Source organism: Mesorhizobium sp. B2-3-12 (assembly GCF_006442205.1).
Classification (GTDB): Bacteria; Pseudomonadota; Alphaproteobacteria; order Rhizobiales; family Rhizobiaceae; genus Mesorhizobium.
In genome coordinates, this window is the sequence record NZ_VFVR01000003.1 from 538183 (window position 1) to 564368 (window position 26186).

29 protein-coding genes and 1 pseudogene are annotated in these 26186 nt (G+C 63.6%); 8 read left to right on the forward strand and 22 right to left on the reverse strand.

The features are described 5' to 3' along the window. Window positions 1-2: 2 nt before the first annotated feature. From FJ948_RS12855 to FJ948_RS12880, 6 genes and pseudogenes are all read right to left on the reverse strand, one after another. Window positions 3-1154, reverse strand: a complete 1152-nt coding sequence (locus FJ948_RS12855) for a Xaa-Pro peptidase family protein (RefSeq protein ID WP_140704826.1) — start codon at window positions 1152-1154, stop codon at window positions 3-5. After that, window positions 1154-1948, reverse strand: a complete 795-nt coding sequence (pgeF, locus tag FJ948_RS12860) for a peptidoglycan editing factor PgeF (RefSeq protein ID WP_140704828.1) — start codon at window positions 1946-1948, stop codon at window positions 1154-1156. Before pgeF ends, FJ948_RS12855 begins: the two co-directional genes overlap by 1 nt. Window positions 1949-2050: 102 nt before the next feature. After that, complete coding sequence (locus FJ948_RS12865; protein WP_140704830.1) at window positions 2051-3139, reverse strand: class I SAM-dependent methyltransferase; 1089 nt, start codon at window positions 3137-3139, stop codon at window positions 2051-2053. Continuing rightward, window positions 3136-3996 carry a prolipoprotein diacylglyceryl transferase gene (gene lgt / locus FJ948_RS12870; protein ID WP_140704832.1) on the reverse strand — a complete coding sequence of 287 codons (861 nt, stop codon included), beginning with the start codon at window positions 3994-3996 and terminating at the stop codon, window positions 3136-3138. Before lgt ends, FJ948_RS12865 begins: the two co-directional genes overlap by 4 nt. A gap of 128 nt (window positions 3997-4124) precedes the next feature. Continuing rightward, window positions 4125-4367 carry a BrnA antitoxin family protein gene (locus tag FJ948_RS12875; RefSeq protein WP_140704834.1) on the reverse strand — a complete coding sequence of 81 codons (243 nt, stop codon included), beginning with the start codon at window positions 4365-4367 and terminating at the stop codon, window positions 4125-4127. 121 nt (window positions 4368-4488) lie between these two features. Then, window positions 4489-4620 (reverse strand): annotated as a pseudogene (locus FJ948_RS12880) (type II toxin-antitoxin system ParD family antitoxin); the annotation flags it as partial. 187 nt (window positions 4621-4807) lie between these two features. Here FJ948_RS12880 and FJ948_RS12885 point away from each other — a divergent pair. The 3 genes from FJ948_RS12885 (at window position 4808) to FJ948_RS12895 (ending at window position 6328) form a co-directional block, all read left to right on the forward strand. After that, window positions 4808-5110, forward strand: a complete 303-nt coding sequence (locus FJ948_RS12885) for an accessory factor UbiK family protein (RefSeq protein WP_127280606.1) — start codon at window positions 4808-4810, stop codon at window positions 5108-5110. Between the two features lie 341 nt (window positions 5111-5451). Then, window positions 5452-5952 (forward strand): YbjN domain-containing protein, encoded by a 501-nt coding sequence (locus FJ948_RS12890; RefSeq protein ID WP_027143347.1) that lies wholly within the window; start codon window positions 5452-5454, stop codon window positions 5950-5952. A gap of 16 nt (window positions 5953-5968) precedes the next feature. Continuing rightward, window positions 5969-6328, forward strand: a complete 360-nt coding sequence (locus tag FJ948_RS12895) for a tRNA-binding protein (protein ID WP_140704836.1) — start codon at window positions 5969-5971, stop codon at window positions 6326-6328. On the opposite strand, the gene FJ948_RS12900 is transcribed toward FJ948_RS12895, so the two are convergent. The 4 genes from FJ948_RS12900 to FJ948_RS12915 form a co-directional block, all read right to left on the reverse strand. After that, window positions 6325-7347, reverse strand: coding sequence for a glycosyltransferase family 1 protein (locus FJ948_RS12900; protein WP_140704838.1), 1023 nt, complete (start codon window positions 7345-7347; stop codon window positions 6325-6327). The genes FJ948_RS12895 and FJ948_RS12900 overlap by 4 nt on opposite strands. Window positions 7348-7657: 310 nt before the next feature. Beyond that, a complete protein-coding gene (locus tag FJ948_RS12905; protein WP_140704840.1) occupies window positions 7658-9073 on the reverse strand; it encodes an ATP-binding protein in 1416 nt (471 codons plus the stop codon). Window positions 9074-9191: 118 nt separating this feature from the next. After that, window positions 9192-9911 (reverse strand): response regulator transcription factor, encoded by a 720-nt coding sequence (locus FJ948_RS12910; RefSeq protein ID WP_140704842.1) that lies wholly within the window; start codon window positions 9909-9911, stop codon window positions 9192-9194. Continuing rightward, on the reverse strand, window positions 9898-10431 hold the full coding sequence (locus FJ948_RS12915; protein ID WP_181173648.1) for a MarR family transcriptional regulator: 534 nt from the start codon (window positions 10429-10431) through the stop codon (window positions 9898-9900). Before FJ948_RS12915 ends, FJ948_RS12910 begins: the two co-directional genes overlap by 14 nt. Window positions 10432-10693: 262 nt before the next feature. Between FJ948_RS12915 and FJ948_RS12920 the strand changes: the two genes are divergently transcribed. From FJ948_RS12920 to FJ948_RS12930, 3 genes are all read left to right on the forward strand, one after another. Then, window positions 10694-11587: a branched-chain amino acid aminotransferase gene (locus FJ948_RS12920; protein WP_140704844.1), complete on the forward strand. Its 894-nt coding sequence runs from the start codon at window positions 10694-10696 to the stop codon at window positions 11585-11587. Between the two features lie 146 nt (window positions 11588-11733). Then, on the forward strand, window positions 11734-12051 hold the full coding sequence (locus tag FJ948_RS12925; protein WP_140704845.1) for a hypothetical protein: 318 nt from the start codon (window positions 11734-11736) through the stop codon (window positions 12049-12051). Between the two features lie 137 nt (window positions 12052-12188). After that, window positions 12189-12827 (forward strand): MBL fold metallo-hydrolase, encoded by a 639-nt coding sequence (locus FJ948_RS12930; RefSeq protein ID WP_140704847.1) that lies wholly within the window; start codon window positions 12189-12191, stop codon window positions 12825-12827. Between the two features lie 97 nt (window positions 12828-12924). On the opposite strand, the gene FJ948_RS12935 is transcribed toward FJ948_RS12930, so the two are convergent. The 3 genes from FJ948_RS12935 to FJ948_RS12945 form a co-directional block, all read right to left on the reverse strand. Then, window positions 12925-13365 carry a BA14K family protein gene (locus FJ948_RS12935; protein WP_140704849.1) on the reverse strand — a complete coding sequence of 147 codons (441 nt, stop codon included), beginning with the start codon at window positions 13363-13365 and terminating at the stop codon, window positions 12925-12927. A gap of 189 nt (window positions 13366-13554) precedes the next feature. After that, window positions 13555-13767 (reverse strand): cold-shock protein, encoded by a 213-nt coding sequence (locus tag FJ948_RS12940; protein WP_008877668.1) that lies wholly within the window; start codon window positions 13765-13767, stop codon window positions 13555-13557. Between the two features lie 320 nt (window positions 13768-14087). Then, window positions 14088-14300, reverse strand: coding sequence for a cold-shock protein (locus FJ948_RS12945; protein ID WP_006202520.1), 213 nt, complete (start codon window positions 14298-14300; stop codon window positions 14088-14090). 583 nt (window positions 14301-14883) lie between these two features. On the opposite strand from FJ948_RS12945, the gene FJ948_RS12950 reads away from it, so the two are divergent. Next, complete coding sequence (locus FJ948_RS12950) at window positions 14884-15303, forward strand: Kazal-type serine protease inhibitor domain-containing protein (RefSeq protein ID WP_140704851.1); 420 nt, start codon at window positions 14884-14886, stop codon at window positions 15301-15303. Between the two features lie 40 nt (window positions 15304-15343). On the opposite strand, the gene FJ948_RS12955 is transcribed toward FJ948_RS12950, so the two are convergent. Beyond that, the gene (locus FJ948_RS12955; protein ID WP_140704853.1) at window positions 15344-15961 is read right to left on the reverse strand and encodes an NAD(P)H-dependent oxidoreductase; all 618 of its coding nucleotides are present in this window, start codon (window positions 15959-15961) and stop codon (window positions 15344-15346) included. A gap of 259 nt (window positions 15962-16220) precedes the next feature. On the opposite strand from FJ948_RS12955, the gene FJ948_RS12960 reads away from it, so the two are divergent. Beyond that, entirely contained in the window at window positions 16221-17855 is a 1635-nt protein-coding gene (locus FJ948_RS12960) for a sulfotransferase (protein ID WP_140704855.1), read from the forward strand. Between the two features lie 143 nt (window positions 17856-17998). Here the strand turns inward: FJ948_RS12960 and FJ948_RS12965 are convergent, their stop codons facing one another. From FJ948_RS12965 to uvrB, 8 genes are all read right to left on the reverse strand, one after another. Continuing rightward, the gene (locus tag FJ948_RS12965; protein WP_140704857.1) at window positions 17999-18352 is read right to left on the reverse strand and encodes a DUF1428 family protein; all 354 of its coding nucleotides are present in this window, start codon (window positions 18350-18352) and stop codon (window positions 17999-18001) included. Window positions 18353-18445: 93 nt separating this feature from the next. After that, entirely contained in the window at window positions 18446-18862 is a 417-nt protein-coding gene (locus FJ948_RS12970; protein WP_140704859.1) for a glyoxalase/bleomycin resistance/extradiol dioxygenase family protein, read from the reverse strand. A gap of 155 nt (window positions 18863-19017) precedes the next feature. Beyond that, window positions 19018-19200, reverse strand: a complete 183-nt coding sequence (locus FJ948_RS12975) for a hypothetical protein (RefSeq protein WP_140704861.1) — start codon at window positions 19198-19200, stop codon at window positions 19018-19020. A gap of 128 nt (window positions 19201-19328) precedes the next feature. After that, window positions 19329-19628: a HigA family addiction module antitoxin gene (locus tag FJ948_RS12980; RefSeq protein ID WP_140704863.1), complete on the reverse strand. Its 300-nt coding sequence runs from the start codon at window positions 19626-19628 to the stop codon at window positions 19329-19331. 13 nt (window positions 19629-19641) lie between these two features. Beyond that, entirely contained in the window at window positions 19642-19923 is a 282-nt protein-coding gene (locus FJ948_RS12985; RefSeq protein ID WP_140704865.1) for a type II toxin-antitoxin system RelE/ParE family toxin, read from the reverse strand. Window positions 19924-20023: 100 nt separating this feature from the next. Further along, complete coding sequence (locus FJ948_RS12990; protein WP_140704867.1) at window positions 20024-21550, reverse strand: ABC-F family ATP-binding cassette domain-containing protein; 1527 nt, start codon at window positions 21548-21550, stop codon at window positions 20024-20026. Between the two features lie 250 nt (window positions 21551-21800). Beyond that, window positions 21801-22706, reverse strand: coding sequence for a DMT family transporter (locus FJ948_RS12995; RefSeq protein ID WP_140704869.1), 906 nt, complete (start codon window positions 22704-22706; stop codon window positions 21801-21803). A gap of 333 nt (window positions 22707-23039) precedes the next feature. Next, a complete protein-coding gene (gene uvrB, locus FJ948_RS13000; protein WP_140704870.1) occupies window positions 23040-26117 on the reverse strand; it encodes an excinuclease ABC subunit UvrB in 3078 nt (1025 codons plus the stop codon). Window positions 26118-26186: the final 69 nt, after the last annotated feature.

A 26186-nucleotide genomic window follows, 5' to 3' on the forward strand; every position in this document is an offset into this window, starting at 1 on the left:
ATTCACTGCACGATCAAGTCGAGATCATGGCGGGACAGCGCCTTCGGCTGGGATTCGGTGGTCAGGTAGGTGCGGCCAAGCGTCATCGCCGTCTCGGTCTCCGAATCCATGATGATCATGTGGGCGAACAGCGTCATGTTCGGCGCGATCGGCTCGGGATTGCCCTGGTAGAACATCGGCATGTCCATCCAGGACGGCGTGAAGCGTGCGCCGACCGAATAGCCGCAGGCGTTCAGCCGGTGCTTGGTCAGGCCGTGCGCCTCCATGGTGCGGGCGTGGGCGTCGAACACGTCGCCGAAGCTGTTGCCCGGCGTCATTGCCTTTTCGACGGAAAGAAGCGCGGCGCGCGCGGCGTCGAACAGCTCCTGATGGCGCTTGGAGACCTTGCCGGTCAGCACCGTGCGCATCATCGGCGCATGGTAATGGTGGAAGACGCCGGCCCATTCGAGCGTCAGCTGGTCGTTCTTGGTGAGCTTGCGGCGGCCGGCCTTGTAGCGGCACAGCAGCGCATCGACGCCGGAGCCGATGATGAACTCGTTGGCCGGATAATCGCCGCCGCCGGCAAAGATCGCGCCTTGCATGGCGGCCAGGATCAGGGCTTCGTCGCCGCCCTGCTTGATCAGCGGCAGGGCCGCGTCCAGCGCGTCGTCGGAGAGATTGGCGGCCTTTTCCGCCTTGGCGACCTCGGCCGGGCTCTTGAACAGGCGCAGCCGCCCGACGATACCGGAGGCATCGGCGATCTGGCCGAAGGTCTGCAATTGCTCGTCCAGGCGGCGGCCATTGTAAGCGGTCAGGCCGTGCGTGTCGTATTCGACGCCGATGCGGGCGCCGAGCAGGTCGAGTTCGTTGAGCAGGTTGCGCAGATCGACGGCCGGATTGGCGCCGTCGCGGTCGGTCCACAACACGATGTTGTCGATGATCGAGGTGTGGCGCGCCTGGCGCAAATCGGCCGAGCGGGTCAGAAGCACCATGGAGCCGTCGGCCTTCACCACCAGGCACTGGAAGAAGCAAAAGCCGAACGTGTCGTAACCGGTCAGCCAGTACATGCTCTCCTGCGCGAACAGCAGGATGGCGTCGAGCTTCTTTTCGGCCATCTCGATCATCAGCCGGTCGCGCCGCGCGTCGAATTCCGATCGTTCAAAATGCAGCGCCATTATTCACTCTCCAAAACGATTGCCGAAACCTGCCGGCCATAATCGGGTTCCTTGCGGTGCGTGGTGCGCCGGTAGGAGTAAAACAGATCTTCCTCGGCATAGGTGCAGCGGCCAAGGCCATCGGCCCTGACGCCGGCTCTGGCCAGACGGTCGACCGTGTAGCTGGCGAGGTCGAACATCGAGTGGCCGGCATGTGCCGAAGGCACGAAATAGCGGGCATTTTCGCTGTCGGCCTCGACAAAGCGGGCGACGAATTCCGGCCCGACTTCGTAATTGTCGGGGCCGATCGAAGGACCGAGCACGGCGACGATGTTTTCGCGCCGGGCGCCGAGGTTTTCCATGGCGGCAATGGTGTTTTCCAGTACGCCCGTGAAAGCGCCTTTCCAGCCGGCATGCGCGGCGCCGATGATGCGCGCGCCGGCATCCGCGAACAGGACCGGGCCGCAATCGGCGGTCGAGGCGCCGATGGCGATGCCGGGCCGGTCGGTGACGATGGCGTCGGCCTTTGGCCGTTCGCCCGCGAACGGTTCCCTGGCGATGACGACGTCGGGCGAATGGACCTGCCAGGCGGTCAAGAGATGGCTCGCGGGCACGCCCATCCAGGCGGCGACGCGGGACCGGTTCTCGGCGACCAGCGCCTGGTCGTCATCCGACCCGGTGCCGATGTTGAGGCCCTGGTAGATGCCCGTGGAGACGCCGCCGATGCGGGTGAAATAGCCGTGGCGGATGCCTTGCGCCTGCGCCTTGTCCAGCAGCGGCGACCGAACGGGATCCGGTTTGGTCTGATTGAGCATGCGGGCGTTGTTGTCCGTGTGGGCGGTTTCGTCAAGGAAAAGCGGCCGGCGGTCCGGCGCTCTTTTACCGGACGGGAGATTGGGAGGGGCTGCGGTGAAAAGTCAATCCGCCGTCGCGAAAGGCCGAAGGGCCGTGCCGCGCGGAACGACGGCGAGCGCCTTGAAGAGTTCGCCCATGGCTTGCGGGCCGGCGAGGCGCTCGACGGCATCCGCTATCTCATCGCGCGCCGCCTGGCCGGCATTGGCGCCGAGCTGGCCGGCGCGCTCCAGAATGCCCATGCCGAGCAGGAAATTGCCCTGCGTCGACAGATGGGCGTCGAGGCCATGCGCGCGCACGACAGTCGCAAGGGCGGCGAAATCGACATGGGACGTCAGGTCAACCTCGCCCGGATTGGCCAGCACATCGTCGTGATTGTGCCGGCGCAACGCCTGCAGCGTGTCGCCGATGCCGGGCAGCAGATGGCCGTAGTCGAGGAACAGCCCGCCGCCGCCGTCACTGGCTATGCGCTCGGCGATCGCGGCCATCAGGGCTGTGCGGGCGGGCGCGACTTCGACGATCGCGCCCTGAGGCGCGTCGCCCGCATCCCTGGGCAAGAGCGTCGGATCGAGCGAGCCGGCGCCGGCGAAGAAGCAGAGATTGTCGGCGTCGTCCAGGCCGACCATGCGTTCGCGCCATTCGGCGCCGGCGCGGACGAACTGGCGGATGGGCACGGCGTCGAACAATTCGTTGCCGACGATCAGCAGCGGCTGCCGTGGCAGCGTGTCGATGGTTTCGTGCCAGGAGATGGCAAAGGGTGTCGCGCCGAGCGTCTGCTTCTGGACGTCCGCCAGGCGCGGGCTGGTCTCGACCATGGCGAAGGCGGCGCCATTGGTCAGGGCCGGGTCGAGCCGTGACAGGGTGCGCAGCATGTCCTTCATCAGTGTGCCGCGGCCGGGACCGATCTCGGCGACGGTGACCGGCAGCGGTCGGCCGATGGCTTGCCAGCCCTGGTAGAGCCAGACGGCGACGAGTTCGCCGAACATCTGGCTGATCTCCGGCGCGGTGATGAAGTCGCCGGCCGCGCCGAACGGTTCGCGCGTCGTGTAGTAGCCGTCGCGGGGATCGAACAGGCACAGTGCCATGTATTCGTTGACGGGCATCGGGCCCACCGCTTCGATCAGCTCGACGATGCGGGCCTTCAGCCGCGTCATGTCGCCTGCGGCTGCGCTTGCGTCACCGGCTTGGCTGTCGCCATCGCCCAGATGCCGGCCAGCACCATCGGCGTCGACAGGATCATGCCCATGGTCAGCCAGTTGGTGCCGAGGAGATAGCCGAGCTGCTGGTCGGGCTCGCGGAAGAATTCGACGAAGATGCGCGACAGGCCGTAGCCGCAGATGAAGGCGCCGCCAACGAAGCGCGGCGTCTTCAGCTTGAGGCGCGAATGGGTGAGGATGCGCAGCACGACGAACAGCAACAAGCCTTCGAGCAGGGCCTCGTAGAGCTGGCTCGGATGGCGGGTGAACGGGCCGCCATTGGGGAATTCGATCGCCCAGGGCACATCGCTCGGCCGCCCCCAGAGCTCGGAGTTGATGAAGTTGGCGACGCGCACGAGGCCCAGCCCAACCGGCACGCCTGCTGCCACGACATCGAACAGTGACCAGGTGCGGATGCCGCGCTTGATGGAGAAAAGCGTCATGGCGAGGATGACGCCGAGCAGGCCGCCATGGAAGGACATGCCGCCTTGCCAGACCGCGAAAATGTCGAGCGGGTGGGCGATGTAGCGCGCCAGGTCATAGAACAGGACATAACCGGTGCGGCCACCCAGAACCACGCCGATGGCGGCCCAGACGATGAAATCGTCGAGATCCTCCGGCTTCATCGGCAGGACGCCGTCGGGCCAGAGTTTGGGATTGGCGGCGAGCCGCTTGGCGTACCACCAGGCAAACAGGATGCCGACGATGTAGCCGATGCCGTACCAATGCACCGCCAGCGGCCCGATCTGGACGAGGATCGGGTTGATGTTGGGAAACGGCAGCGAAGCCAGCGGCAGCAGGAAATATTCGTTCAACGGGAAGCTCTCGGTTGCGATCGGCGCGGACCATGCGGCAGGGTTTTGGCAGGGTCAAGGCAGGCTAACGGCCGTCAATGGCCCGCGAGCGGGATCGCTTCAACCCTCCATCGCGCGGATAGCGATGCTCAACCCCTGGTCTTGGCGGCCACCAATTCACGCAAGGCGTCGTTGATCCTGTCCTGCCAGCCGGGGCCATCTTCCTGGAAATGCTCGAGCACGCCCCGGTCGATCCGGATCGAGACGAGCTCGCGGACATTCGGAGCCGCCGAGGGTTCGCGTGGCGGCGGCGGGGCCGCCTTCTTGACCGGCTTGAAGACGGCTTCGGCGGCGTCCATCGGATTTGTCGGTCGGCGCGGGGGCGTTGCCATTGGTTGATCCTGACTGAAGACGACTCATGCTTAATGCAAGTCGCGACGATGACACCACATTATGCGACTTGGCGCCCTTCCGTACAGAAGGAGCCGCTCGAAGTCCTTGCAGGCGCAGTGCCTATGTCGGCGATTTCACTGTCAATGCCTTGTACTTGGCCTCCAGGCGATCGAACACCTCCCCTGCTGGCTTGACCCGCCCTGCATCCGCATCGCCGATGCCTTGGGCAAGCGCTGCGTCGAGTGCGGCAAGGTGCCGGTCCAAATCCGCCTTGATAGCCATGGAAGGGTCCTACCCAGATGCTCTTGCCTAGATGGTACCAGCTATTGGCTGTCAGTTCAGATCAAATCGCATCCGACTTGATGCCGCACCAGCCCTCAACGTTCTTGCATTCGGCGCGTGGCACCACTAACTCAAATCAAGCAAGCGAGGATTTGCCATGTCGACCGGACCGAACCGCATTCTCGATGAATTCGCCAAGCTGATGACCGATGCCGCCGGCGCCGCCCAAGGCGTGCGGCGCGAGGTGGAGACGGCCTTCAAGGGCCAGGCGGAGCGTATCCTCAACTCCATGGATGTCGTGCAGCGCGAGGAATTCGAGGCAGCGCGCGAGATGGCGGCCAAGGCGAGGGAAGAGAACGGCAGGCTGGCCGAGCGCATCGAAGCGCTCGAGGCCAGGATCGCCGAACTGACCGGTCAGGCCACACCTGCGGCTCCGGCGAAGCCCAAACCAAAAAAATAATTCGTTAAACTTTTCCACAAAGCACCAGCCTGAAAATCGCTTTGCCGTGAATCGCTTACCGGCATTGCGTGACTCTTTGTGACAGGCACCTTTCCACATGCGAATGCCGCAGTGCGAAAAATTGGGCTGTTCACGCGACTCCCGATCAATAGACTGAATTTGTTGCATGATTCGGAGCAGGGTCATGCCGCCGGGCGGTGGGGTTCGGTCTGGGGTCTTTGCGTTGAGAAGTAGTCCTTAGCGCGAAGTAAAGTCCTGGCCGTCCGAGTTCTAGACAAGATTGTTCGTCGTGTGTGCCCCGCGGAGCGTGTGGCGCTCCCCCTGAACACAGGAAGCATTCCATGGAACTTCTCGAACTCGAATTTTCCCGCGAAATCCATCCGGTGGATGTGATCGAGCAGGTGGCCCACAACAATGACTGGTCCTTCGAAAGGGCCGGCGACGACGAAATCTCGATCTCGGTTGCCGGCAGCTGGACCGACTATCACGTCTCCTTCTCGTGGATGGAGGATTTCGAGGCGCTGCATCTGGCCTGCGCTTTCGACATCAAGGTGCCGGAAACCCGCACGCTGGAAGTGATGCGGCTGTTGTCGCTGATCAACGAACAGATGCTGTTCGGCCATTTCGACCTCTGGGAGCAGGAAGGCGCGATCATGTTCCGCCAGTCGCTGCTGCTCGCCGGCGGGGTCGAACCCTCGAGCCAGCAGGTCGAGGTGCTCTTGTCCTCGGCGCTGGAAGCCTGCGAATGCTACTTCCAGGCTTTCCAGTTCGTCGTCTGGTCGGGAACCTCGGCCAAGGACGCGCTCGCCGGCGTTCTGTTCGAGACCTTCGGCAACGCCTGAGCCGGGTAAGACAAGGATGAGTTCGAGCAGCGAGCGCAAGCCCGAGATCAGTTTTGCCGACTTCGATCGTGTCGACATCCGCGCCGGCACGATCGTCGAGGCCGAGCCGTTTCCGGAAGCGCGCAAGCCGGCCTTCAAGCTCAGGATCGATTTCGGGCCTGGCATCGGCATCAAGAGATCGTCGGCGCAGATCACCAAATATTATACGCCCGAGACCTTGATCGGCCGGCAGGTGTTCGCGGTGGTCAATTTCCCGCCACGCCAGATCGGGCCGTTCATGTCGGAAGTTCTGACGCTGGGCTTTCCCGACGAGGAGGGCGCCGTGGTGCTCGGCGCCATCGAGCGCAAGGTGCCTGACGGCGGACGATTGTTTTAGGCCGCCAGCTTGCGCGTCCTGCCGAGGGCTTCTTCGACCGTGTCGAGAAACATCTCCGCGCAGGCCTTCCAGCTGTAGCGCATGGCGCGTTCGCGCGCTTCGGCGCGGTCGACCTTGAGGGCGGCGAGGCAGGCCTCGCGCAGATCGGTCGAGACCGCGCCGCCAATGCCGTCGCCGACGATGTCGATCGGCCCGGTTACCGGATAGGCGGCGACCGGTGTGCCGCTGGCCAGCGCCTCGATGATGACGTTGCCGAAAGTGTCGGTGCGGCTGGGGAAGACGAAGACATCGGCCGAGGCGTAGATTTCGGCCAGTTCGTCATTGGGGCGATGACCGAGGAAATGCGCCTTGGGATATTTCGCCTTGAGCTTAGCGAACTCGGGACCTTCGCCGACGATCACTTTGCTGCCGGGCAGGTCGAGATCGAGGAAGGCCGATAGGTTCTTTTCGATGGCGACGCGGCCGACGCAGAGGAAAACCGGGCCGGGGAAGCCGAGATCCCTGCGCTTGTCGGGCCGGAAATGGTCGGTGTCGACGCCACGCGTCCAGGGCCTGAGCTTGTTGAAGCCGCGCGCCGAAAGATCATCCGCCAGCGACTGGGTGGCGACCAGCGTGCCCTGCCCGGAATTGTGGAAGTCGCGCAGCCAGCGATAGGCCCAGCTCTCCGGCACCGGCAGGCGGGCGCTGAGATATTCGGGAAAGCGGGTATGATAGCTGGTGGTGAACGGCCGGCCGGCATTGCGGCAATAACGACGAGCCATGATGCCGAGCGGCCCCTCGGTGACGATGTGGATGTGGTCGGCCTTGTAGCCGCCGATCAGGCGCGCGACATGGCCGGGCGTGGTCAGCGCCAGGCGGATGTCGGGGTAGGTCGGCAAGGGCAAGGTGCGAAAGATGTTTGGGGTCAGGAAATCCACCGCGACGTCGAAGGATTTCAGCGTCTCGGTGAGCCGCTCCAGCGTGTGGACGACGCCGTTGACTTGCGGGCGCCAGGCGTCGGTGACCATCAAGATGCGCATGGCGGCCCTTTGCTCCGGAGGTCGACGGTTGCCTTGAAACGATGCCGGAAGGGCGACCATGCGGCCGCCCTCGCTTCGCTCCAGCGCACCCTGGCGGGCACGGGGTCGAAGTGAGGCGGCAAGGACGAATCAAGTGCGGTCGCGCGCTTCATGCGCGCTCTTGACCATGGTTTCATGACGGGCGGATGAAGACCGGCCCATGATCTTGGCAATGTGGAGCCGGCTTTCTGACAAGACAAAAGGCGTGGAAGAAGAGGGGACTGTTGCCGACCCGCTCTATTTGAATGCCGTCAGCCTTAGTCTGGCGTCGTCAGGCGGGAACCTTGATCACGGCGCGCAGGCCACCCATCGGACTGTCGCCAAGCGTGATGTCGCCGCCATGGCTGCGGGCGATGTCGCGGGCGATCGACAGGCCGAGCCCGGTGCCGCTGGCATCAAGGTTGCGGGCCTCGTCGAGCCGCACGAAGGGCTTGAACACGTCCTCGCGCCGGTCGGTCGGGATGCCAGGACCGTCGTCGTCGATGGTGACGACGAGGAAGCCACGGCTGTGGTTGGCGTTGACGTCGACGGTCTCGGCATAGCGGAAGGCGTTGCCGATGACGTTGGACAAGAGCCTGGCGAAGGCATTCGGCCGGACATGCACGGTCGGATCGCCGGAAAGCGTCGTCGACAGCTTGCATTTGCGCAAGCCCGCTTCCTCGCCGAGCTTCTGGAAATAGGCATCGAGGTCGAAGCGTCCCGGGTCCTCCGTGGCTTCGCCGCGCGCAAAGGCGAGATAGCCTTCCAGCATCGACTGCATGTCGTCGATGTCCTGGTCCAGCGCCGCCTTGGTCTCCGGCTTGCCGGCGGTCAGCGCAAGCTGGAGCTTGAACCGCGTGAGGATGGTCCTGAGGTCATGGCTGACGCCGGTCAGCATGGCCGTGCGCTGTTCGATCTGGCGTTCGATGCGCTCACGCATCTGGATGAAGGCGAAGCCGGCGCGGCGAACCTCCTCGGCGCCACGCGGGCGAAAATCGCGCGACATCGGCCGGCCCTTGCCGAAACTTTCGGCCGCCTCGGCAAGCGCCAGGATCGGCCGGATCTGGTTGCGCAGGAAGGGGATGGCGATCATCAGCAGCACCAGCGAGGTGCCGACCATCCAGATCAGGAAAATGTGGGTGTTGGAGGCATAGGCCTGGCTGCGCCGCACGAAGACGCGCAGCACCTTGTTCTCGAGCTGGACGCGCACCTCGACGATGTTGGAATTGCCGACCGTGTCGATCCAGAAGGGCCGGTTGATCTGACGGGTGATTTCGGCGGAGAGAACGTCGTCGAGGATCGAGAAGAACGGTTTTGGACCGGGCGGCGGCAATGGATCGGGCGGCAGGAGATCGACCTTGAGCTGCATGCGGTCCTGCGCGATGCGGATGATGTTGGCGTAGTCGGCGTCGTGCGGGTAGGTCTCGATCAGGTCGATGATGGCGGCGATGTCGCGCACGGTTGCCTGCGACAGGCGTTGCGTCACGGTTGCCCAGTGACGTTCCATGAAATCGAAGGCGACAACCGACTGCAAAAGGATCATCGGCGCGATGACGATGATCAGCGAGCGCGCGTAGAGGCGCTTGGGCATGTAGAGCGAAACGAGGCGCCAGAACCGGTTCCAGATGCGCGGCACCGCCTTGAGCGTGCGCGTGGCGCGTGCGCTCAAGCCGTCATTGTCCGGTTGTTCCAGTTCCGTGGTCGCCATTGGCTCTTTTCATCCGTCGGCGGTATTGGAGCATGATCCCTGGACGGAAACCGTTTGTCTGTCCGAGAAAACCGGTTCCCGTTTTTCAGGATCATGCGCTTGGACCGCCGCCGGTATTCTATTCCACGCTGAGCCGATACCCAATACCGCGCACGGTCTGCAACCAGACCGGATTGGATGGATCGCGCTCGATCTTGCGGCGCAGCCGGTTGATCTGGACGTCGATGGTGCGCTCGCCGACTTCCGAATCGTCGCCGACCAGTTCGTGGCGGGGAATGGTTTCGCCGGCACGCGCGGCGAAGATCGCCAGGATCTCCTGTTCGCGGTCGGTCAGTTTCAGCGCTTCGCCGCCGCGCTTCAGTTCGCGCCTGGCGATCTGGAAGGTGTAGGGACCGAAGACCAGCTGTTCGACCTTGGGCGTCGCCGCCGGGCCGCCACGGCGCAGGATATTGTTGATGCGCAGGATCAGCTCGCGCGGGTCGAAGGGCTTTGGCAAATAATCGTCGGCGCCAGCCTCGAGCCCGGAAATGCGGCTATCGGTTTCCGACAGGGCCGTCAGCATCAGGATCGGCACGTTCTTTTCGGCGCGCAGCGACTTGGTCAGGTCGACACCGGTTTCGCCCGGCATCATGACATCGAGCACGAGCAGGTCGAAGTCGAGGCCGGCGAGCTTGCGGCGGGCCTCGCCGGCATTGCCGGCGACGGTGACGCGAAAGCCGTTTTCGGTCAGATACTGCTTGAGAAGATTGCGGATGCGGGTGTCGTCGTCGACCACGAGCAGATGCGGTGCGTCGTCGTCCGGTGCGGCCGCCTGGTCGACCCTCTCATTGCTCTCCATGGCTTTTCCCCGACAGTTTTGCGGACCCAACGTCGATCTGAGCTCTCAGTTCCGGATTGACCATCGCTTCGAGGAAGCGTTCCACCAAGGTCCGTTCGGTGGCGCCGGAATCTTTCAATGCAGCATGGATGCGGCGCGACTGTGGCCGCGCCAGGGCCAGCGCCAGCGCACGGCCCTTGGCCGTCGGATAGAGTTCGCGCTGGCGGCGGTCGCGCGGACCCTGCAACTGGACGACGTGATCGGTGTCGATCAATTGCTTGAGCACGCGCGCCAGGCTCTGCTTGGTGATCTTCAGCACGTCGAGCAGTTCGGCGACGGTCAGGCCCGGCCGGCGGTTGACGAAATGCAGCACCCGGTGATGGGCGCGGCCGAAGCCGTAATCGGCCAGGATCTGATCGGGATCGGAGGTGAAGTCGCGATAGGCGAAAAAGAAGAGTTCGATGATGGCGAAGTCGATGCCGTCCTCGGTGGTGATCGCGGTCCTGATCGGTTTTCCGGCGGCTGGGCTTTTATCCGGCATCATTTCTCCATGGGAACGGGAGATTATGTCAGTACTATTGACGTAATTTCCCCGCAATGGTAATTTTTGACAAGCTTTTGGGCGGATTGCGAACGAAAAGGCAAGACAGGCCGGTTTTTCCGGAACTTCCTGAGTTTGCCAGGGCGCGATTATCCGCTTACGCTTCGAGACACCGGCCGGCGTCTCCAATCACATGGCGCGGCCAAAAAAGAACACGCAACGACACCAAGGATAGGCGGACCGAGATCCGCGGGAGGTTACAATGGCATCCGTTCCCTTCGATCAACTGGACGGCTTCATCTGGATGAATGGCGAGTTCGTCGCGTGGGGTGACGCCAAGATCCATGTGCTGACCCACGGCCTGCATTACGCAAGCGCGGTCTTCGAGGGCGAGCGCGCCTATGGCGGCGAGATCTTCAAGCTCAACGAGCATACCGAGCGCCTGCATGAATCGGCGCGCCTGCTCGGCTTCAAGATTCCCTATTCGGTCGCCGAGCTCAACGGCGCCTCGACCACGCTCCTGAAGAAGCAGGGCTTCCAGGACGCCTATGTCAGGCCGATCGCCTGGCGCGGCAGCGAGCAGATGGGCGTTTCGGCGCAAAACAACCGCATCAACGTCGCCATCGCCATCTGGCAGTGGCCGAGCTATTTCGACCCGGCACAGAAGCTGAAGGGCATCCGTCTCGATGTTGCGGAATGGCGTCGGCCCGACCCGCGCACCGCGCCGTCGCGGTCGAAGGCCGCCGGCCTCTACATGATCTGCACCATGTCCAAGCATGCCGCCGAGGCCAAGGGTTATGCCGATGCCATGATGCTCGACTGGCGGGGGCAAGTCGCGGAAGCAACGGGCGCCAACATCTTCTTCGTCAAGGACGGCAAGATCCACACGCCCAAGCCCGACTGCTTCCTCGACGGCATCACCCGCCGCACGGTCATTGGCCTGGCCAGGGATCGCGGCCTGGAGATCATCGAACGCGCCATCATGCCGGAAGAACTGGAAGGATTCGAACAGTGCTTCCTGACAGGGACCGCGGCGGAAGTAACGCCGGTCTCGGAGATCGGGCCTTACCGATTCGAGGTCGGCGAGATCGCCAAGAATCTCATGAACGACTATTCTGTGGCCGTTCAACCGAAGCATGCGATCGCCGCAGAATAACGAAAGTCACAGCTTTTCACGCAAGCAGGGGCGGTTTTAGGGCCGCCCTTTTTATTTCAGCGTTTCTGCATTTGACTTTCATCCAATTCGGCGTCTCATGATGGTTGTCGGCCCGGGAGGCTGGCAGCTATGGAGGGACTAATCATATGGACATGAACACGCTTCTTCCGATCATCATTCAGATCATTACAGGCATTATCGGTGGTCAGGCGGTCGGCGCGGCGATCAAGACGGCGGCGCTGGGGCAGCTTCCCAAAATCCTGGGCGGAGCCATTGGCGGCGTCGGCGGCGCGGCGATCCTGGGCAGCCTGCTCGGCGGCGGCGCGGTGGATCCGGCGGCGGCTGCCGCTGCGACGAGCGGTCTCGGCAGCGCGCTCAACCTGCAGAACATCGTCGGTGGCGCCGGCGGTGGCGCGATCCTGACCGGCATTATCGGCGCGGTCATGGGCGCCATGAAGAAATAAGCCTGCCGATCTCGGGCTTCGCAGAATGGGCGGCTTCGGCCGCCCATTTCCTTTTGACACGCACTGTTTGGCCTTCCGGCTGTGGACGGTCTTGACCGATGCCTCTACATGAACGCTGACACAGCGAAAGGACGATCATGGGTCAGCTCAACGCCGGCATCGTGCCGGTCACACCGTTCCAGCAGAACTGCACCATCCTGTTCGACATGGACGACAAGCGCGGCGTGGTCGTCGATCCGGGCGGCGACATCGACAAGGTGCTGGCGGTGTTGAAGGACAATGCGATCACGGCCGAGGCAATCTGGATCACGCACGGCCATATCGACCATGCCGGCGGCGCCATGGAGTTGAAGGAGGCACTTGGCATCGAGATCATCGGCCCGCATGAAGCCGACAAGATGCTGCTCGACAATCTGGAGAACCAGGGCAGGCGCTACGGCATCGACGGCGTGCGCAATTGCGTGCCCGACCGGTTCCTCGCCGAAGGCGAGACCGTGTCGTTCGGTGCCCATGTGTTCGAGGTGCTGCATTGTCCCGGCCACGCGCCCGGCCATGTCGTCTATTACAACCGTGCCGCCAAGTTCGCCCATGTCGGCGACGTCCTGTTTCGCGGCTCGGTCGGCCGTACCGACCTGCCGGGCGGCGACCATGCGGCCCTCATCGCCTCGATCAAGGACAAGCTGTTGCCGCTTGGCGACGACATCGGCTTTATCTGCGGCCATGGCCCGGGCGGGCGTTTTGGCGAGGAACGGCGGACCAATCCGTTTTTGACCTGAATTGGATCTGGACCGCCCGTGGGCTCGAAAGCCCGACGGGCTGATGAAAAAAGCGCCGGCCTTTCAGCCAGCGCTTTTTGTTTGGGGCAGGGAAGCCTCAATTGGCAGTGCAGAAATGCTGTTCGCCGTCATTGCCGGTGAAGGTGCCGGTGCGGGAATTGAAGGTGCGGTAGCGGTCCGAGCAGTACTCGTACCAGCCACGCGTCCACGGTTCGGCGTAGCGGTCGGCGTAGACCACCTGCGGCTCGGCGTAGTAGCGGCGGACCGGGGCGGGGCGTATCCGCACGTCACGATCGTAATAGCCGTCATCGTAATAACGGTCGGCATCGGGCGGCGGCCGGTCATTGGCCAATGCGCCACCGATCAACGCTCCGGCTGCCAGGCCCAGAACGCCGGCCGCGACAGCATCTCCATTTCCATGGCCGTGGCCATGATGATGCCAACGGCGCCAGTCATCGGCATTGGCCGCCGAAAAGGTCGCGAGCGTGGTGGCGACCACGGCGGCGGACAGCACGGCTGTCTTGAAAATACGGTTCATCTTGGTCTCCTTCGTACGGACCGTGCAGTTTGCAGGGGATGCGGTCCGGCTTTACGAATGACTAATATGAGACCGTGGCTGAACGGGGGCTGAACAAAAATTTGGCCGCACGCCCTGTTTCACGGCATCCAACCCGCGCGCTGGGCGCGGATCCCACTCTGCCGGGGCCGGCATCGGTCCGAAGCCGGCTTAGCCGACCGACAGGTTGACGGCCTTGGGTCCCTTGCCGCGTTTGTCCGGCTCCGTGTCGAATGTCACTTTCTGCCCATCTTCAAGACCGGGAAGACCCGACGCCTGCACGGCTGAAATATGCACGAAGACATCCTTCGCGCCATCATCCGGTGTGATGAAGCCGAAGCCCTTGGCATGGTTGAAGAATTTGACGGTGCCGGTCTGCGGCATGGGAAGCTCCTTTGATCCCATAAACTCCAGTCTCGGGCCGGCAAATGCCCGAGTGGAAATTTGTCCTTTATTTTAGCGTCATCGGCAAGTGAAAGTTTTTCGGGCACTTAAAGCAGGTCGCGCTTTAAGTGCTTGTTATGACGCGTGTCATTGGGCCGGACCGGGATGAACTTCCAGATGAGACGAGGTCATGCTGCACCACGGACATGAAAAAGGCGCGACGAAAACCGCCGCGCCTTTCAAAAATCCGTCCGCCCGCCAAGGTGCTGGTCAAGCTTCTCGTTCGCCCATCCGCCTGGGATGCGCGGCGCGCCGATCGCTCAGGCCGCGCGCAGGTTGACCGCCTTCGGGCCCTTGCCCATGCGGTCCGGCTCGACGTCGAAGGTGACCTTCTGGCCGTCGACGAGCGTGCGCAGGCCCGAGGCCTCTATCGCCGAAATATGGACGAACACGTCCTTGGCGCCGCCGTCGGGCGTGATGAAACCGAAGCCTTTGGTCGCATTGAAGAATTTAACGGTGCCGGTCTGGGCCATTGGGGAAACTCCTTCACCCGTTCAGTCTTGGTGGTCCTGCCCGCCACCTGGCGTCGAGGGCAGTTCCTGGTGGTTGCTTTCGGCAGTCATGCATTGGCGCATGGTCAAACCCCCCGCCGAAAAACGGGGCCGTCAGAGATTCACAGTATCGGGGAAAGGTCGTCCAAAACGTTCCGCTCTCCGGGTCGCAAATGCCCGAACACAGAATTTATCGCACGGAAACGTGAAGGTTGCAAGATAGCGCCGCGGGCCGCCGCCACAGGCGCATCCCGACGCAAAAATCGACCGATCAAAGCGTCGACCGGCCGCAAATAGGCTTCGTTGCCCGAGGGGTCATCGGCCCACAGCCCCGGTCATGCATGGGCCAGAAGCGATGATTGGCGGCGGCGCGCGGCGGGGGCTACCGGTCCGGGCGTCGTTCTCCCACAGTAGCCGCGAACAGGGGTTGCAATTGGCAGTGGAATGGCGAGGATCGCGCCAAGGGTGACTGATTTAAGTCTTGTTTTGATCGATATCATTTTCAGCGAACCGCCGGCGGTCTTGGGCGGTACGCACCTGGGCGGGGATCGAGGGAGAGACGATCATGAGGTTTCTTGCGGCAATCTTTTCACGGCAGGGTTTTACCATCCTGTTCCTGTCGGCAATTCTTGCCGCCTGTACGGTCGTCGTCGATGAGGGACCGGGGCCGCGCCCGCGTCCGCCGCGCCCTGAACCGCAATTCTGCACCAAGCAGTACGAACCAGTCTGCGCCCGGCGCGGCGGCGATCGCCAGACCTTCGCCAATTCCTGTCTGGCCGACCGCGCCGGTTACCGCATCGTGCGGGACGGTCCCTGCCGCGATGGCGGCGATGGCGGTGGCGGCGGCGGTGGCGGCGAGCAGACCTTCTGCACCCGCGAATACGCGCCGGTGTGCGGCCGCCGGCATGGCGACATGCGCACCTTCCCCAACGCCTGCGAGGCCCGTGCATCGGACTATCGCATCGTCGGCGACGGGCCGTGCTGAGAGCTTACCTTCTCCCTTGTCGGAGAAACTGAAATTGCAGTTATTCTTCCACTCCAACATAGGCTTTGGTCTTGAGCAGGCCGGCCAGATGGGCGGCGTTTGAAGCCGCCATTTCGATGGCTTGGGCGACCTTGTCGGGGGTCTTCGGCAGATCGACATAATTGACGTCGCCCATGGCTTCACCGACCCAGTAGACGCCGCCATTGGCGGGGATGGTGAAGCCGACGTCGTTGAGCGCCTGGAAGCATTCCGCGTGGCAGTGATGCGCGCCGTCCTCGTTGCCGACGATCGCCACCAGCGCGACCTTGCCGGCGGCCGGCATGCGGCCCTTGTTGTCGGTTTCGTCCAGAAAGGCGTCCATCCGCTCCATGACGCGCTTGGCGACGCTCGACGGCTGGCCCAACCAGATCGGCAGACCGAGGATGAAGATATCGGCAGCGACGATCTTTTTGCGCAACTCAGGCCAATCGTCGCCCTTGCCCATGTCAGAGAGCACGCCGGGCTTGATGTCATGATCGAGCGCACGAACGACCTCGCCCTTCACGCCATGCGGTTTGAGCGCCGCGAGCAGATCGGCGACGATCTTATCGGTGGAGGATTTTTCCTTGTCGCCGGAAGCTTTCAGCGAACAGTTGAGGGCAAAGGCGGTAAGGGACATTGCGGAACTCCTGCATCTGGGGGTGCAGGCTCAACGTCGCGAGGCGCTTGCGGTTGCGCGGCGGCGATGGGGCCCCTCGGCCCTTCGGCCAGCCTCGCACCTTGAATCTCCGCGCGGCATGGCTTAGGTCCCGCAAGCACACAAACACGGCAGGTGTCCCATCAACAGAGATCAGAGAAGAGCGGCGGGCGCGGGAGCCAAGTCCGGCGCGGCCAAGTCTGGCGCGGGAGGACAGCCGCCGCTGGGCCTCGACCAGTATGTGCAGCAGGCGCTGCAACTGCACCAGGCCGGACGCCGGCAAGAGGCCGAGGCGATCTACCGGCAGGTGCTGGCGCGTCAGCCCAAACACGCCGCCGCCGCGCATTTCCTGGGTTTGCTGCTGCACCAGACCGGGCGCAGCGAAGAAGGGATGGATTTCCTGGAGCAGTCGGTTCATCTACAGCCGACGAACCCCGACTTCCTCAACAATTTCGGCACGGTGATGCGCGATCTCGGCCGCGTCGCGGCGGCCATCGATTTCTTCCGCGGCGCGGTGGATCTGCGACCGGAACAGCTCGCGGCACGTGACAATCTCGGCTCGTCGCTGAAGCAGATCGGCCGGTTCGACGAGGCCGAGGACATCTATCGCGGCACGGTGCAGCGCAATCCATTCCACGTGCGCGCCCGCATCGGGCTTGCCGAAACCCTGCAGGAAGCCGGACGCCTCGACGAGGCGCTGGCCGCCTTCCAGGAGGCCCTGACCATTCGCCCCAAGGATGCCGACCTGCTGCACGGGCTGGGCGTCGGACTGATGGAGAAGGGCAAGCTCGACGAGGCGACGGACCTGTTCCGGCAGGCGGTGGCCATCCAGCCCGGCATGGCCCGCGCGTGGCTGATGCTGACGCAGGTCAAGCGCCAGCAGGAGCGCGATGCCGAATTGGCCGGCATGGAGGCGCAGCACGCCAAGGCCCCTCAGGACAGCCTGGCACGCATGCAGCTCTCGTTTGGCCTCGGCAAGGCCAATGACGATCTCAAGGATTACGGCAAGGCCTTCGACTATTTCGCCGAAGGCAATGCCATCCGGCGCAAGGGCATCGACTATGATCCGGTGAAGACGCGCGCCGAATTCGAGGCGATGAAGGCAGTGTTCGATGCCGGCTTCTTCGAAAAGCACAGGCCGAGCCCGATCACCGACGACGCGCCGATCTTCGTCGTCGGCATGCCGCGTTCGGGTACGACGCTGGTCGAGCAGATCATCGCCAGCCACCCCCAGGTCTATGGCGCGGGCGAGCTTGGCATCTTGAAGACGGCGGTCGGCAAGCAGTTTCCCTCGAACATGCCGGGCGGCTTCCCCTGGGGCGTGGCCGACACGGACGATACGGATTTCGCCGAGGCGGGGCAGGCCTATCTCGACATGCTGCATGCCCGCTATCCGCATATGCGCCACGTCACCGACAAGATGCCGGGCAACTTCCTGCTCGTCGGCTTCATCCACATGATGCTGCCGAAGGCCAGGATCATCCACTGCGCCCGCGATGCGGCGGCGACGTGCCTGTCGATCTACAAGGTGCATTTCCGCGGCGACAGCCACCGTTATGGCTATGACCTGGGCGAACTCGCCGATTTCCACAATCTCTACACCGACATCATGGCGCATTGGCACAAGGTGCTGCCCGGCGTCGTGCACGATGTGCGCTACGAGGATTTCGTCGCCGACCAGGACGGACAGAGCCGGGCGCTGATCGACTATCTCGGCCTGCCATGGGACGACGCCGTGCTGTCGTTCCACCAGACCGACAGGCCGGTGCGCACGGCGTCCGCCGCGCAGGTGCGCCAGCCCATGTACCAGGGCTCCGTCGATCTGTGGAAGCGCTATGGCGACAGGCTGAAGCCGCTGCTGGACAAGCTAGGCTGATATTGAGGTGAGGCCGGCCTGCGAACGGTGGTTCCCTGCGCTTCCGGTGCTCACGTACCTTAAGTACGCTCCGCTCCGATTCTCGGGAATCATCATTCTCGACGGCCTGACCTCAATCTCAACCCAGCTTGAGGCCGAGTTGCTCAAAGCTGGATGAACGGCTGGAAGCCGCCGAAGATCATGCGCTTGCCGTCGAACGGCATGGCGGACCAGTCCATCTTGATACGCTCATCGGCCATCACCTTGGCCATCACCGCATCGCGGCTTTGCCTCGATTCATAGACCACCCAGGCGAAGACGACGATCTCGTCGTCTTTTGCCTGAACGGCACGCGGGAAAGAGGTGACCTCGCCATAGGGCACGTCGTCGCCGATGCATTCGACATAGGAGAGCGCGCCGTGCTCCATCCAGATCGGACCCGCGAGATTGGCCAGCTTCTTGTAATCATCGAGGTTGGCCTTCGGCACGGCAAGCACGAAACCGTCTACATAGGACATGATGAAACTCCTTGCTGAAACGGGCGCCGGGTCGGCGGGGATACGACCCGGCGCGGTTGGCCGCGTCCCTCGGCGAGGGCGGGCCGCTAAAACTTATTCAGTCGGTGCGTTCATCGCCCAGGCGACGCCGAAGGGGTCCTTCACCTGACCCCAGCGGTCGCCCCAGAACATCACCTGCAGCGGCGTGGCGATCTCGCAGCCGGCGTCGACGGCGCGCTTCCACCAGGCATCGATATCATCCTTGCCGAGATGGAGCTGCAGCGTATAGCCCTGCGCCGCCTGGTGCGGATGGCCGTGTTCCGGATAGGCGTCGCCCAGCATCAGCGTCGAGCCGTTGATATGGAGATGGATATGCATGGTGCGGCCTTTTTCATCCGCCGGATAGGCAAAGACTTCCTCGGCCGCGAAAGCCTTCTTGTAGAACTCGGCGGCCTTGATGGCGCCGTCTACCTGCAAATAGGGCGTCAATCCACCGAGAACCTTGGGGCGGGGCGGGGTCTGGTCGGTCATTCTCGTGTTCCTCTTCTCGTTTGGTTTGGCCTTGCCAACCATAGGACGGACGAGGTGACGCCAATCCTACAGGGTCGGAAGAATTTTTCGCCTGGCCCGGATCTCCGGGCAACCGGCCGGTCTTGGAGGTCGATGCATGGGCTGGCTGGCTATGGTCATATGACCTTGGCCGAGGACGTGGCGGCGCGACGGCTGTCGCGGGCATCGAAGATTTCCGGAAAGCCGATATCCTTGCGCAGCTCGGCTGGCAGTGCCAGCAGGATGCGTTCGCTGCGATGACGGGCGCGCGCCGCGGCATAGCGGGTTGCGATGCGGCCGATGGATGACAGGACGGACATGGTAGCTTCTCCCTGGGTTGGCGCCGGCATCATCGTGTCGGCATCCCAAGGACGGGAGAGGTCCGGGCGATCCGACAGATCGCCCGGAATTTTTGATCGGCCTTTGTTATCGGCGCGACGCGCTTACTTCAGGCAGCGGTCTCCAATCGCTCGATCGTTTCAAGGTCGGCTCTCTTGGCCTTCCCCTCGACGGCGAGGTCATAGCTTGCCTGCATGTTCATCCAGAATTGCGGTGTGGTTCCGAAGAACTTCGCAAGGCGCAATGCAGTGTCTGGTGTTACCGGTGTCGCCTCGCTGGCCAGGCGCTCGATGCGCGTGCGCGGCACATGCAGCTTTTTGGCAAGCGTGTAAGGCCTCAGACCGAGCGGGACGAGATACTCTTCGCGGAGAATTTCTCCGGGATGGACTGGCGGGTTGATATCAAGCATTTGGGACCTGCCTTCAATGGTACTCGGTTATTTCAACATCTTCTGCTTGCCCATCGACCCAGCGAAAGCAGATGCGAAACTGATCGTTGATACGGATCGAATGCTGACCGGTCCGGTTGCCTTTCAACGGCTCGAGCCTGTTGCCGGGAGGCGTCTTGAGGTCCGACAGTTCGGCTGCATTGTCGATCATGTACAGCTTCCGTTGGGCTGACCGGACAAGGTCCGAAGGGAAACCCTTTGGAGCCTTGCCGTTCGAAACGGCTTCGCTGGTCTTGTCCCTGAACGAGCGTATCATCGGTCGGCTCCGAAGGACGTACCGTCGCATGATACGTTCGGCGAGTCAAGGGAACGTCTCATGCAATGATACGAAGAATCGACCTGCCACAACACCCCGCTCAGCCACCTGCTCCAGCCACCTCGCGGAAGAAACTCTCAGGATCCTCGACCTCGGTCAGCCTGCGCTTCTCGATCAGCCAGAAACGGTTGCCGATGGCGCGGATGAAGGAGCGATCGTGCGAGGCGAGCAGGCAGCTTGCCTGGTGCTTCAGCAACTCCTCCTCCAGTGCTTCCTGGCCGTCTATGTCGAGATGGTTGGTCGGCTCGTCGAGCAGGTAGAAGTTGGGATTGGCGAGCCTCAGCGCCAGCATCATCAGCCGGGCCTTCTGGCCGCCCGACAGCACGCCGATCTTTTTCTCCTGCATCTCGATGACCACGCCGGCGCCGGCGAGCAGCGAGCGGGCGCGCTGTTCGCCGACATCGTAGCGGCGCGAGACCATGGCCAGCGGCGTGTCGTCGCCGCTGATGCCGGACAGCGCCTGGTCGCTATAGCCGAGCACGGTCGACGGCGTCACCTTCACATTGCGCACCGTGTCCGGTTCGAGGATGGCGTTGCGGATCAAGGTGACGAAGCGCGACTTGCCGACGCCGTTGCGGCCGAGCAGCACGATGCGATCGCCCTGGCAGATGTGGCGTTTGCCGGTCCGAAACAGCAGCGTGCCGTCGGGCGTTTCCACCGTGGCGTCGTCGAGCGTGATCAGCACCTTGGCGTGCGTGCCGCGATTGGCGAGTTTGATCGCCCCCGCCGATCTTTCACGATGCGCGGGATTGGCGGCCTCTTCGAGCTTTTCCGCCCGCTGGTTGAGCTGCTTGGTCTTGACCGTCAGGAGGTCGCTGCCGGAATTGATGCCGATATTGTTGAGCTTGGCGGCCTGCCGCCGCAATTGCTGCGCCACCTTCATGTCGCGCTGGAATTTTCGTTCGGTCGAGGCGTCGACCTCGTCCAGCGCATCCCTGGCACGCGAGTAGGGCAGCGAAAACACCGGCGACTGTTCCGGGCGCAGGAACAGCGTGCGGTTGGTGGTTGCGTCGAGGAAGGCCCGGTCGTGGCTGGCGATAACGACGGGCACCTCGCGTGGCAGCGCGTTGAGCCAGGTTTCCAACTGGCTGATGCGGGCGAGGTCGAGATGGTTGGTCGGCTCGTCGAGCAGCAGCACATCGGGATCGGTGACCCAGACGCGGGCGATCAGCGCCAGCCGCTGCCAGCCGCCGCTCAGCGCCTGCATCCGCCGCTCGCGCATCGCCTCGGGCACATCGAGCGAATCCAGCACCACGTCGACGCGCCACGTCTCGCTGTCGGCCTGTTCCGGCGGCAAGGCGTCGGCCACCACCTCATAAAAAGTACGGCCGAACAGGGCAGGGGCTACGGACTGTTCGACATGGCCGACACGCAAGCCGCGCGTGCGGGTGATGTCGCCTGTTGTCGGCTCCAGCTCGCCGGTCAGGCATTTCAGCAAGGTCGACTTGCCGCGGCCGTTGGCGGCAACGATGCCGAGCCGGTCGCCGCCGCCGATGGTGAGGTCGAGATTGGAGAAGAGCGGCGCACTCATGGTGACGCCAAGGGATTTGAGGCTGATCAGGGCCATTTTCGATTTCTCTGGTCTGTCCGGGAAGTCCGGCTCAATGCACTTTGACGGTGCGCGTGCCGGCCATCAGGCTCAGGATTGCGCACCACGAAGGGCAGACCAAAAAATCGAAGCGGGAAAAAACCCGGACCGTCCCTGGTCAGCCCTGCAAGCAAGCTCGCAGGGCAGAAATCGGGCCACGCTGACGATGGTGACGAAAAAACGTAAACACGTGAGCCCTCCTTTCGAGACGTTCGAGTGTGACGACTGGCTACACCAAAGGCGGGGCTGATGGCAAGGCCGCCGCTTTCGCGCGGCGCGGGAAGGGGTCCAGCACCAGGATGCAGCCGCCGATGATTGCCACCGCGCCGAAGCCCTGGATGATGGTCAGTTCCTCGCCAAGCAGGATCGTTCCGGCCAGCACGGCGATCGTGGTCACGGCGAATTCGACGCTGATCGTCCGGGTTGCGCCGATCGAGGCCACCAGCCGGAAATAGACGACATAGGTCATCGCGCTCATCACGCAGGCCAATATTGCGAGGTAGAGGAAGTCGATGGGGCGCGGCATGGCCGGCACCGGCACGATGGTCAGCAGCGGCAGCGTCATCAGGCCGCCGAACAGGAAGGCGGCGCTGGTGAGTTCCAGCGAGCCGGCCGCGCGCAGATGGCGATTGGCATAGTTGCTGCCGAAGGCGGCCGAGAAGGAACTGAACAACGAGGCGGCGCAGCCGAGCGCGAAGGACGCGGTGACAGGAACGGCGGGGAAGCCGACCAGGACGATGATGCCGGCAGCGCCGAGCAGCAATCCGGCGAGGCCGCGAACAGAGATGCGTTCAAGCCCCCACAACTGGCCAAGGATCATCGAGAACAGCGGGATCGCGGCAACCAGGATTGCGGCCATCGCCGTGCCGATGCGCGGGGTGGCGTAGGACAGGCCGATCAGCTGAGCCGCGACGGTCGTCGCGCCGACCACCGCGAAATGCCGCCAGCCGGCGCTGAAATCCAGGCGCCGCCGCGTCGCGGCCGCCAACAGGAAGAGCGTGATGCCGGTGATCAGCGCGCGCAAGGTGACCGCGCCGACCCAGCCGAAGGCGTGCACCACCTCGAGCAGGACAAGAAAGGACAGGCCCCAGGTGACGGCCAGAAAGACGTAGGCGGCGATGTCCTTGGGTTTCATGGGGGTGGCGGGTCGGTGGGAGGTTTGTGTGCGGACGCAGACTTGTAGCCGTGCGTATCGTTTCCGCAAACGGGCGGCAAGCGCGAGCGCATAGTCCAGAGGCTGTTCTGATTTGACCGCGGACATTAAGGTCTACGGCGGAGCGCTTCCCTTCTCCCCTTGTGGGGCCCGAAGGGCGGGCGAGACCGTTGGCCCGCCCGGGGGGCCTCGCGAAGCGAGGTCGGATGAGGGGTGCTCCAGGGAACGCCAACGTCTCACTCCGCTGGAACACCCTCAACCGTCTCGGCGCTGCGCGCCAATCCACCTTCTCCCACAAGGGAGAAGGGAAGAGCGCTACTTTCCCGGTCTGCCTGTCTTTCCCGGCCGGCGCTTTTCGCGGCGGGCATCGCCCGGGTCCTCGTAGGAGCCGATGCCGGCGCGTTCGCGCTTGACCGGCTTGTCGCCTTCGATCGGCGTCTCGGTCCGCCGCACTGTCATTTCGTCGAGCGAGTTCTTCTTGAACAGCGGCTTGGTGGCGTCGCCCGGTATGCCGAAATCGGAACCGTGCGCCTGTTCGGCCGACTGCTTCTTGAACAGCGAGCGCGACACCGCGCCCGATGGCGTCGGCATGTCGGTACCAGGCCCCATATCGTCCAGCGACGGCTTGGCGAACAGCGGCTTCTTCACCGGCACGGCGCCGTCGGCGCCCATCTCGTCGAGGTCGGGCTTGCGGAAGAGGTTGGGGCGGGCAGCCTTGGCGGCCTCTTCGGCGGCGCGTGCTTCGTCGAGCTTGCGGAACCGCTCTTGTTCCTCGACGGTGCGATGTTTGGCCACCCCTTTGTTGTGCTTGCCTTTTTCGCGACCCGACGCCGGGCTTTCCATATCGGCATACTTCGCCAGCGGATCGTCGGAGATCGACAGTTCCATCTCGCGCAGCCGCTTGATCTCGTCGCGGATGCGGGCTGCCTTCTCGAAGTCGAGATTGGCGGCGGCGTCGCGCATCTGCTTCTCCAGCGCGTCGAGATGGGCCTTGAAATTGTTGCCCATCATGGCGCCGGCGCTGTCGGTGAACTGCGAGATGTCGGCGCGGACATGATCCTTTTCGTAGACCGAGTCGAGAATATCGGAGATGCGCGACTTGACCGATTCCGGTGTGATGCCGTTGGCGGCGTTCCATTCCATCTGCTTTTCGCGGCGGCGGTTGGTCTCCGCCATCGCCCGCTCCATCGAGCCGGTAACCTGGTCGGCGTAGAGGATGACCTTGCCGTCGACGTTGCGGGCGGCGCGGCCGATCGTCTGGATCAGCGACGTCTCGGAGCGCAAAAAGCCTTCCTTGTCGGCGTCGAGAATGGCAACAAAACCGCATTCGGGAATGTCGAGGCCTTCGCGCAACAGGTTGATGCCGACCAGCACGTCGAAAGCACCAAGCCGCAAATCGCGCAAAATCTCGATGCGCTCCAGCGTGTCGATGTCGGAGTGCATGTAGCGCACGCGAACGCCCTGCTCGTGCAGGTACTCGGTCAGGTCCTCGGCCATGCGCTTGGTCAGCACGGTGACCAGCGTGCGATAGCCGGCGGCCGTGGTTTCGCGGATTTCGCCGACGACATCGTCGACCTGACTTTTCGCCGGGCGCACCTCGACCGGCGGATCGATCAGGCCGGTCGGGCGGATGACCTGCTCGGCGAAGACGCCGCCGGCCTGTTCCATCTCCCAGGCCCCTGGCGTCGCCGAAACGGCAACCGAGAGCGGCCGCATGGCGTCCCATTCCTCGAAGCGAAGCGGCCGGTTGTCCATGCAGGATGGCAAGCGGAAGCCATATTCGGCCAGCGTCGCCTTGCGCCTGAAGTCGCCGCGATACATGCCGCCGATCTGCGGCACGGTGACGTGGCTTTCGTCGATGAAGACCAGCGCGTTGTCGGGAATGTACTCGAACAGGGTCGGCGGCGGATCGCCAGGCTGGCGGCCGGTGAGGTAGCGCGAATAGTTCTCGATGCCGGCGCAGGAGCCGGTCGCTTCCAGCATTTCGAGGTCGAAGCGGCAGCGCTGTTCCAGCCGCTGCGCTTCGAGCAGGCGGCCGGCGTGTTCCAGTTCCACCAGCCGCTGCTTCAACTCTTCCTTGATCGATTTGATCGCTTGGTTGAGCGTCGGGCGCGGCGTCACATAGTGCGAGTTGGCGTAGATCTTGACGCTCTTCAGCTCGCCCGTCTTCTGGCCGGTCAGCGGGTCGAACTCGGTGATCGCCTCGATCTCGTCGCCGAACATGGAGATGCGCCAGGCGCGGTCTTCCAGGTGAGCCGGAAAGATTTCGATCGTATCGCCGCGCACGCGAAACGAGCCGCGCACGAAATTGATGTCCTGGCGCTTGTATTGCTGGGCGACGAGGTCGGCGAGCAAAGCGCGCTGGTCGAGCCGGTCGCCGATCTGCATCTGGAAGGTCATCGCCGTATAGGTTTCGACCGAGCCGATACCGTAGATGCAGGACACCGAGGCGACGATGATGACGTCGTCGCGCTCGAGCAGCGAACGCGTCGCCGAATGGCGCATGCGGTCGATCTGCTCGTTGATCGAGGATTCCTTCTCGATGAAGGTGTCGGTGCGCGGAACGTAGGCTTCCGGCTGGTAATAGTCGTAATAGGAGACGAAATACTCCACCGCATTGTCGGGGAAGAATTTCTTGAACTCGGAATAAAGCTGTGCGGCCAGTGTCTTGTTGGGGGCCAGGATCAAGGCGGGGCGCTGCGTTTCCTCGATCACCTTGGCCATGGTGAAGGTCTTGCCGGAGCCGGTGACGCCGAGCAGAACCTGGGTGCGGTCGCTGTTGTCGACGCCCTCGACCAGATCCTTGATGGCGGTCGGCTGGTCGCCGGCCGGTTCGAAGTCCGACACCATCTTGATGGCGATGCCGCCTTCGGATTTCTCCGGCCGGGCGGGGCGGTGCGGCGTCCACAGCACGCCATCCTTGTGCAGCGGATTGCCGGATTCGATCAGCGCCGAGAGCGCGGCCACCGTGGCGGTGACGCCACTGGACGACATCGTCTCGGCTTCTTCCAGCGAGATGTCGAGCCCGGCGACCGGATTGAGGCCGGCCGCCGTGCGTTCACGGGCCGACGCGGCGCCGCCCATCGAGGTGCCGCGCGCGGTGCGGCCCGGGGCGGCCGAGCGTTCCGGAATCTTCTTCGGCGCCTTGGCGCCGCCGCCCTTGCCCGTGGCGCGGCCTTCGCGCTCAGCTTCCTGCTCGATCTGCTCGGCCCAATCGGCGATCGACCCGGTCAGCGGCGTGCCCGAAAGCTCGGCCTGCGGCATCTCGGCGAAGCCGCCCTTGTGCAGCGGCTCCGAGGCGTCGAGGAAATCGGTCAGCGGGCTGCGCCGCTTCGGCGCGGCGCGGTCGTCATTCGCCGTCGGCGGCGTTTTCTTGTCGGGGGATTTGGCCATGCCCCAAATATGGGATTTCTCAGCCAAAATGGAAAGGGCGCTATGCGGACAGGCCGGCGGCCGCGTCAT

What these genes read in the sequence shown, in the direction of transcription:
- FJ948_RS12855 (WP_140704826.1), bottom strand. Translation starts at nt 1,154, where the DNA reads ATGGCGCTGCATTTTGAACGATCGGAATTCGACGCGCGGCGCGACCGG.
- pgeF (WP_140704828.1), bottom strand. Translation starts at nt 1,948, where the DNA reads ATGCTCAATCAGACCAAACCGGATCCCGTTCGGTCGCCGCTGCTGGAC.
- FJ948_RS12865 (WP_140704830.1), bottom strand. Translation starts at nt 3,139, where the DNA reads ATGACGCGGCTGAAGGCCCGCATCGTCGAGCTGATCGAAGCGGTGGGC.
- FJ948_RS12875 (WP_140704834.1), bottom strand. Translation starts at nt 4,367, where the DNA reads ATGGCAACGCCCCCGCGCCGACCGACAAATCCGATGGACGCCGCCGAA.
- FJ948_RS12885 (WP_127280606.1), top strand. Translation starts at nt 4,808, where the DNA reads ATGTCGACCGGACCGAACCGCATTCTCGATGAATTCGCCAAGCTGATG.
- FJ948_RS12890 (WP_027143347.1), top strand. Translation starts at nt 5,452, where the DNA reads ATGGAACTTCTCGAACTCGAATTTTCCCGCGAAATCCATCCGGTGGAT.
- FJ948_RS12895 (WP_140704836.1), top strand. Translation starts at nt 5,969, where the DNA reads ATGAGTTCGAGCAGCGAGCGCAAGCCCGAGATCAGTTTTGCCGACTTC.
- FJ948_RS12900 (WP_140704838.1), bottom strand. Translation starts at nt 7,347, where the DNA reads ATGCGCATCTTGATGGTCACCGACGCCTGGCGCCCGCAAGTCAACGGC.
- FJ948_RS12905 (WP_140704840.1), bottom strand. Translation starts at nt 9,073, where the DNA reads ATGGCGACCACGGAACTGGAACAACCGGACAATGACGGCTTGAGCGCA.
- FJ948_RS12910 (WP_140704842.1), bottom strand. Translation starts at nt 9,911, where the DNA reads ATGGAGAGCAATGAGAGGGTCGACCAGGCGGCCGCACCGGACGACGAC.
- FJ948_RS12915 (WP_181173648.1), bottom strand. Translation starts at nt 10,431, where the DNA reads ATGCCGGATAAAAGCCCAGCCGCCGGAAAACCGATCAGGACCGCGATC.
- FJ948_RS12920 (WP_140704844.1), top strand. Translation starts at nt 10,694, where the DNA reads ATGGCATCCGTTCCCTTCGATCAACTGGACGGCTTCATCTGGATGAAT.
- FJ948_RS12925 (WP_140704845.1), top strand. Translation starts at nt 11,734, where the DNA reads ATGGACATGAACACGCTTCTTCCGATCATCATTCAGATCATTACAGGC.
- FJ948_RS12930 (WP_140704847.1), top strand. Translation starts at nt 12,189, where the DNA reads ATGGGTCAGCTCAACGCCGGCATCGTGCCGGTCACACCGTTCCAGCAG.
- FJ948_RS12935 (WP_140704849.1), bottom strand. Translation starts at nt 13,365, where the DNA reads ATGAACCGTATTTTCAAGACAGCCGTGCTGTCCGCCGCCGTGGTCGCC.
- FJ948_RS12940 (WP_008877668.1), bottom strand. Translation starts at nt 13,767, where the DNA reads ATGCCGCAGACCGGCACCGTCAAATTCTTCAACCATGCCAAGGGCTTC.
- FJ948_RS12945 (WP_006202520.1), bottom strand. Translation starts at nt 14,300, where the DNA reads ATGGCCCAGACCGGCACCGTTAAATTCTTCAATGCGACCAAAGGCTTC.
- FJ948_RS12950 (WP_140704851.1), top strand. Translation starts at nt 14,884, where the DNA reads ATGAGGTTTCTTGCGGCAATCTTTTCACGGCAGGGTTTTACCATCCTG.
- FJ948_RS12955 (WP_140704853.1), bottom strand. Translation starts at nt 15,961, where the DNA reads ATGTCCCTTACCGCCTTTGCCCTCAACTGTTCGCTGAAAGCTTCCGGC.
- FJ948_RS12965 (WP_140704857.1), bottom strand. Translation starts at nt 18,352, where the DNA reads ATGTCCTATGTAGACGGTTTCGTGCTTGCCGTGCCGAAGGCCAACCTC.
- FJ948_RS12970 (WP_140704859.1), bottom strand. Translation starts at nt 18,862, where the DNA reads ATGACCGACCAGACCCCGCCCCGCCCCAAGGTTCTCGGTGGATTGACG.
- FJ948_RS12975 (WP_140704861.1), bottom strand. Translation starts at nt 19,200, where the DNA reads ATGTCCGTCCTGTCATCCATCGGCCGCATCGCAACCCGCTATGCCGCG.
- FJ948_RS12980 (WP_140704863.1), bottom strand. Translation starts at nt 19,628, where the DNA reads ATGCTTGATATCAACCCGCCAGTCCATCCCGGAGAAATTCTCCGCGAA.
- FJ948_RS12985 (WP_140704865.1), bottom strand. Translation starts at nt 19,923, where the DNA reads ATGATACGCTCGTTCAGGGACAAGACCAGCGAAGCCGTTTCGAACGGC.
- FJ948_RS12990 (WP_140704867.1), bottom strand. Translation starts at nt 21,550, where the DNA reads ATGGCCCTGATCAGCCTCAAATCCCTTGGCGTCACCATGAGTGCGCCG.
- FJ948_RS12995 (WP_140704869.1), bottom strand. Translation starts at nt 22,706, where the DNA reads ATGAAACCCAAGGACATCGCCGCCTACGTCTTTCTGGCCGTCACCTGG.
- uvrB (WP_140704870.1), bottom strand. Translation starts at nt 26,117, where the DNA reads ATGGCCAAATCCCCCGACAAGAAAACGCCGCCGACGGCGAATGACGAC.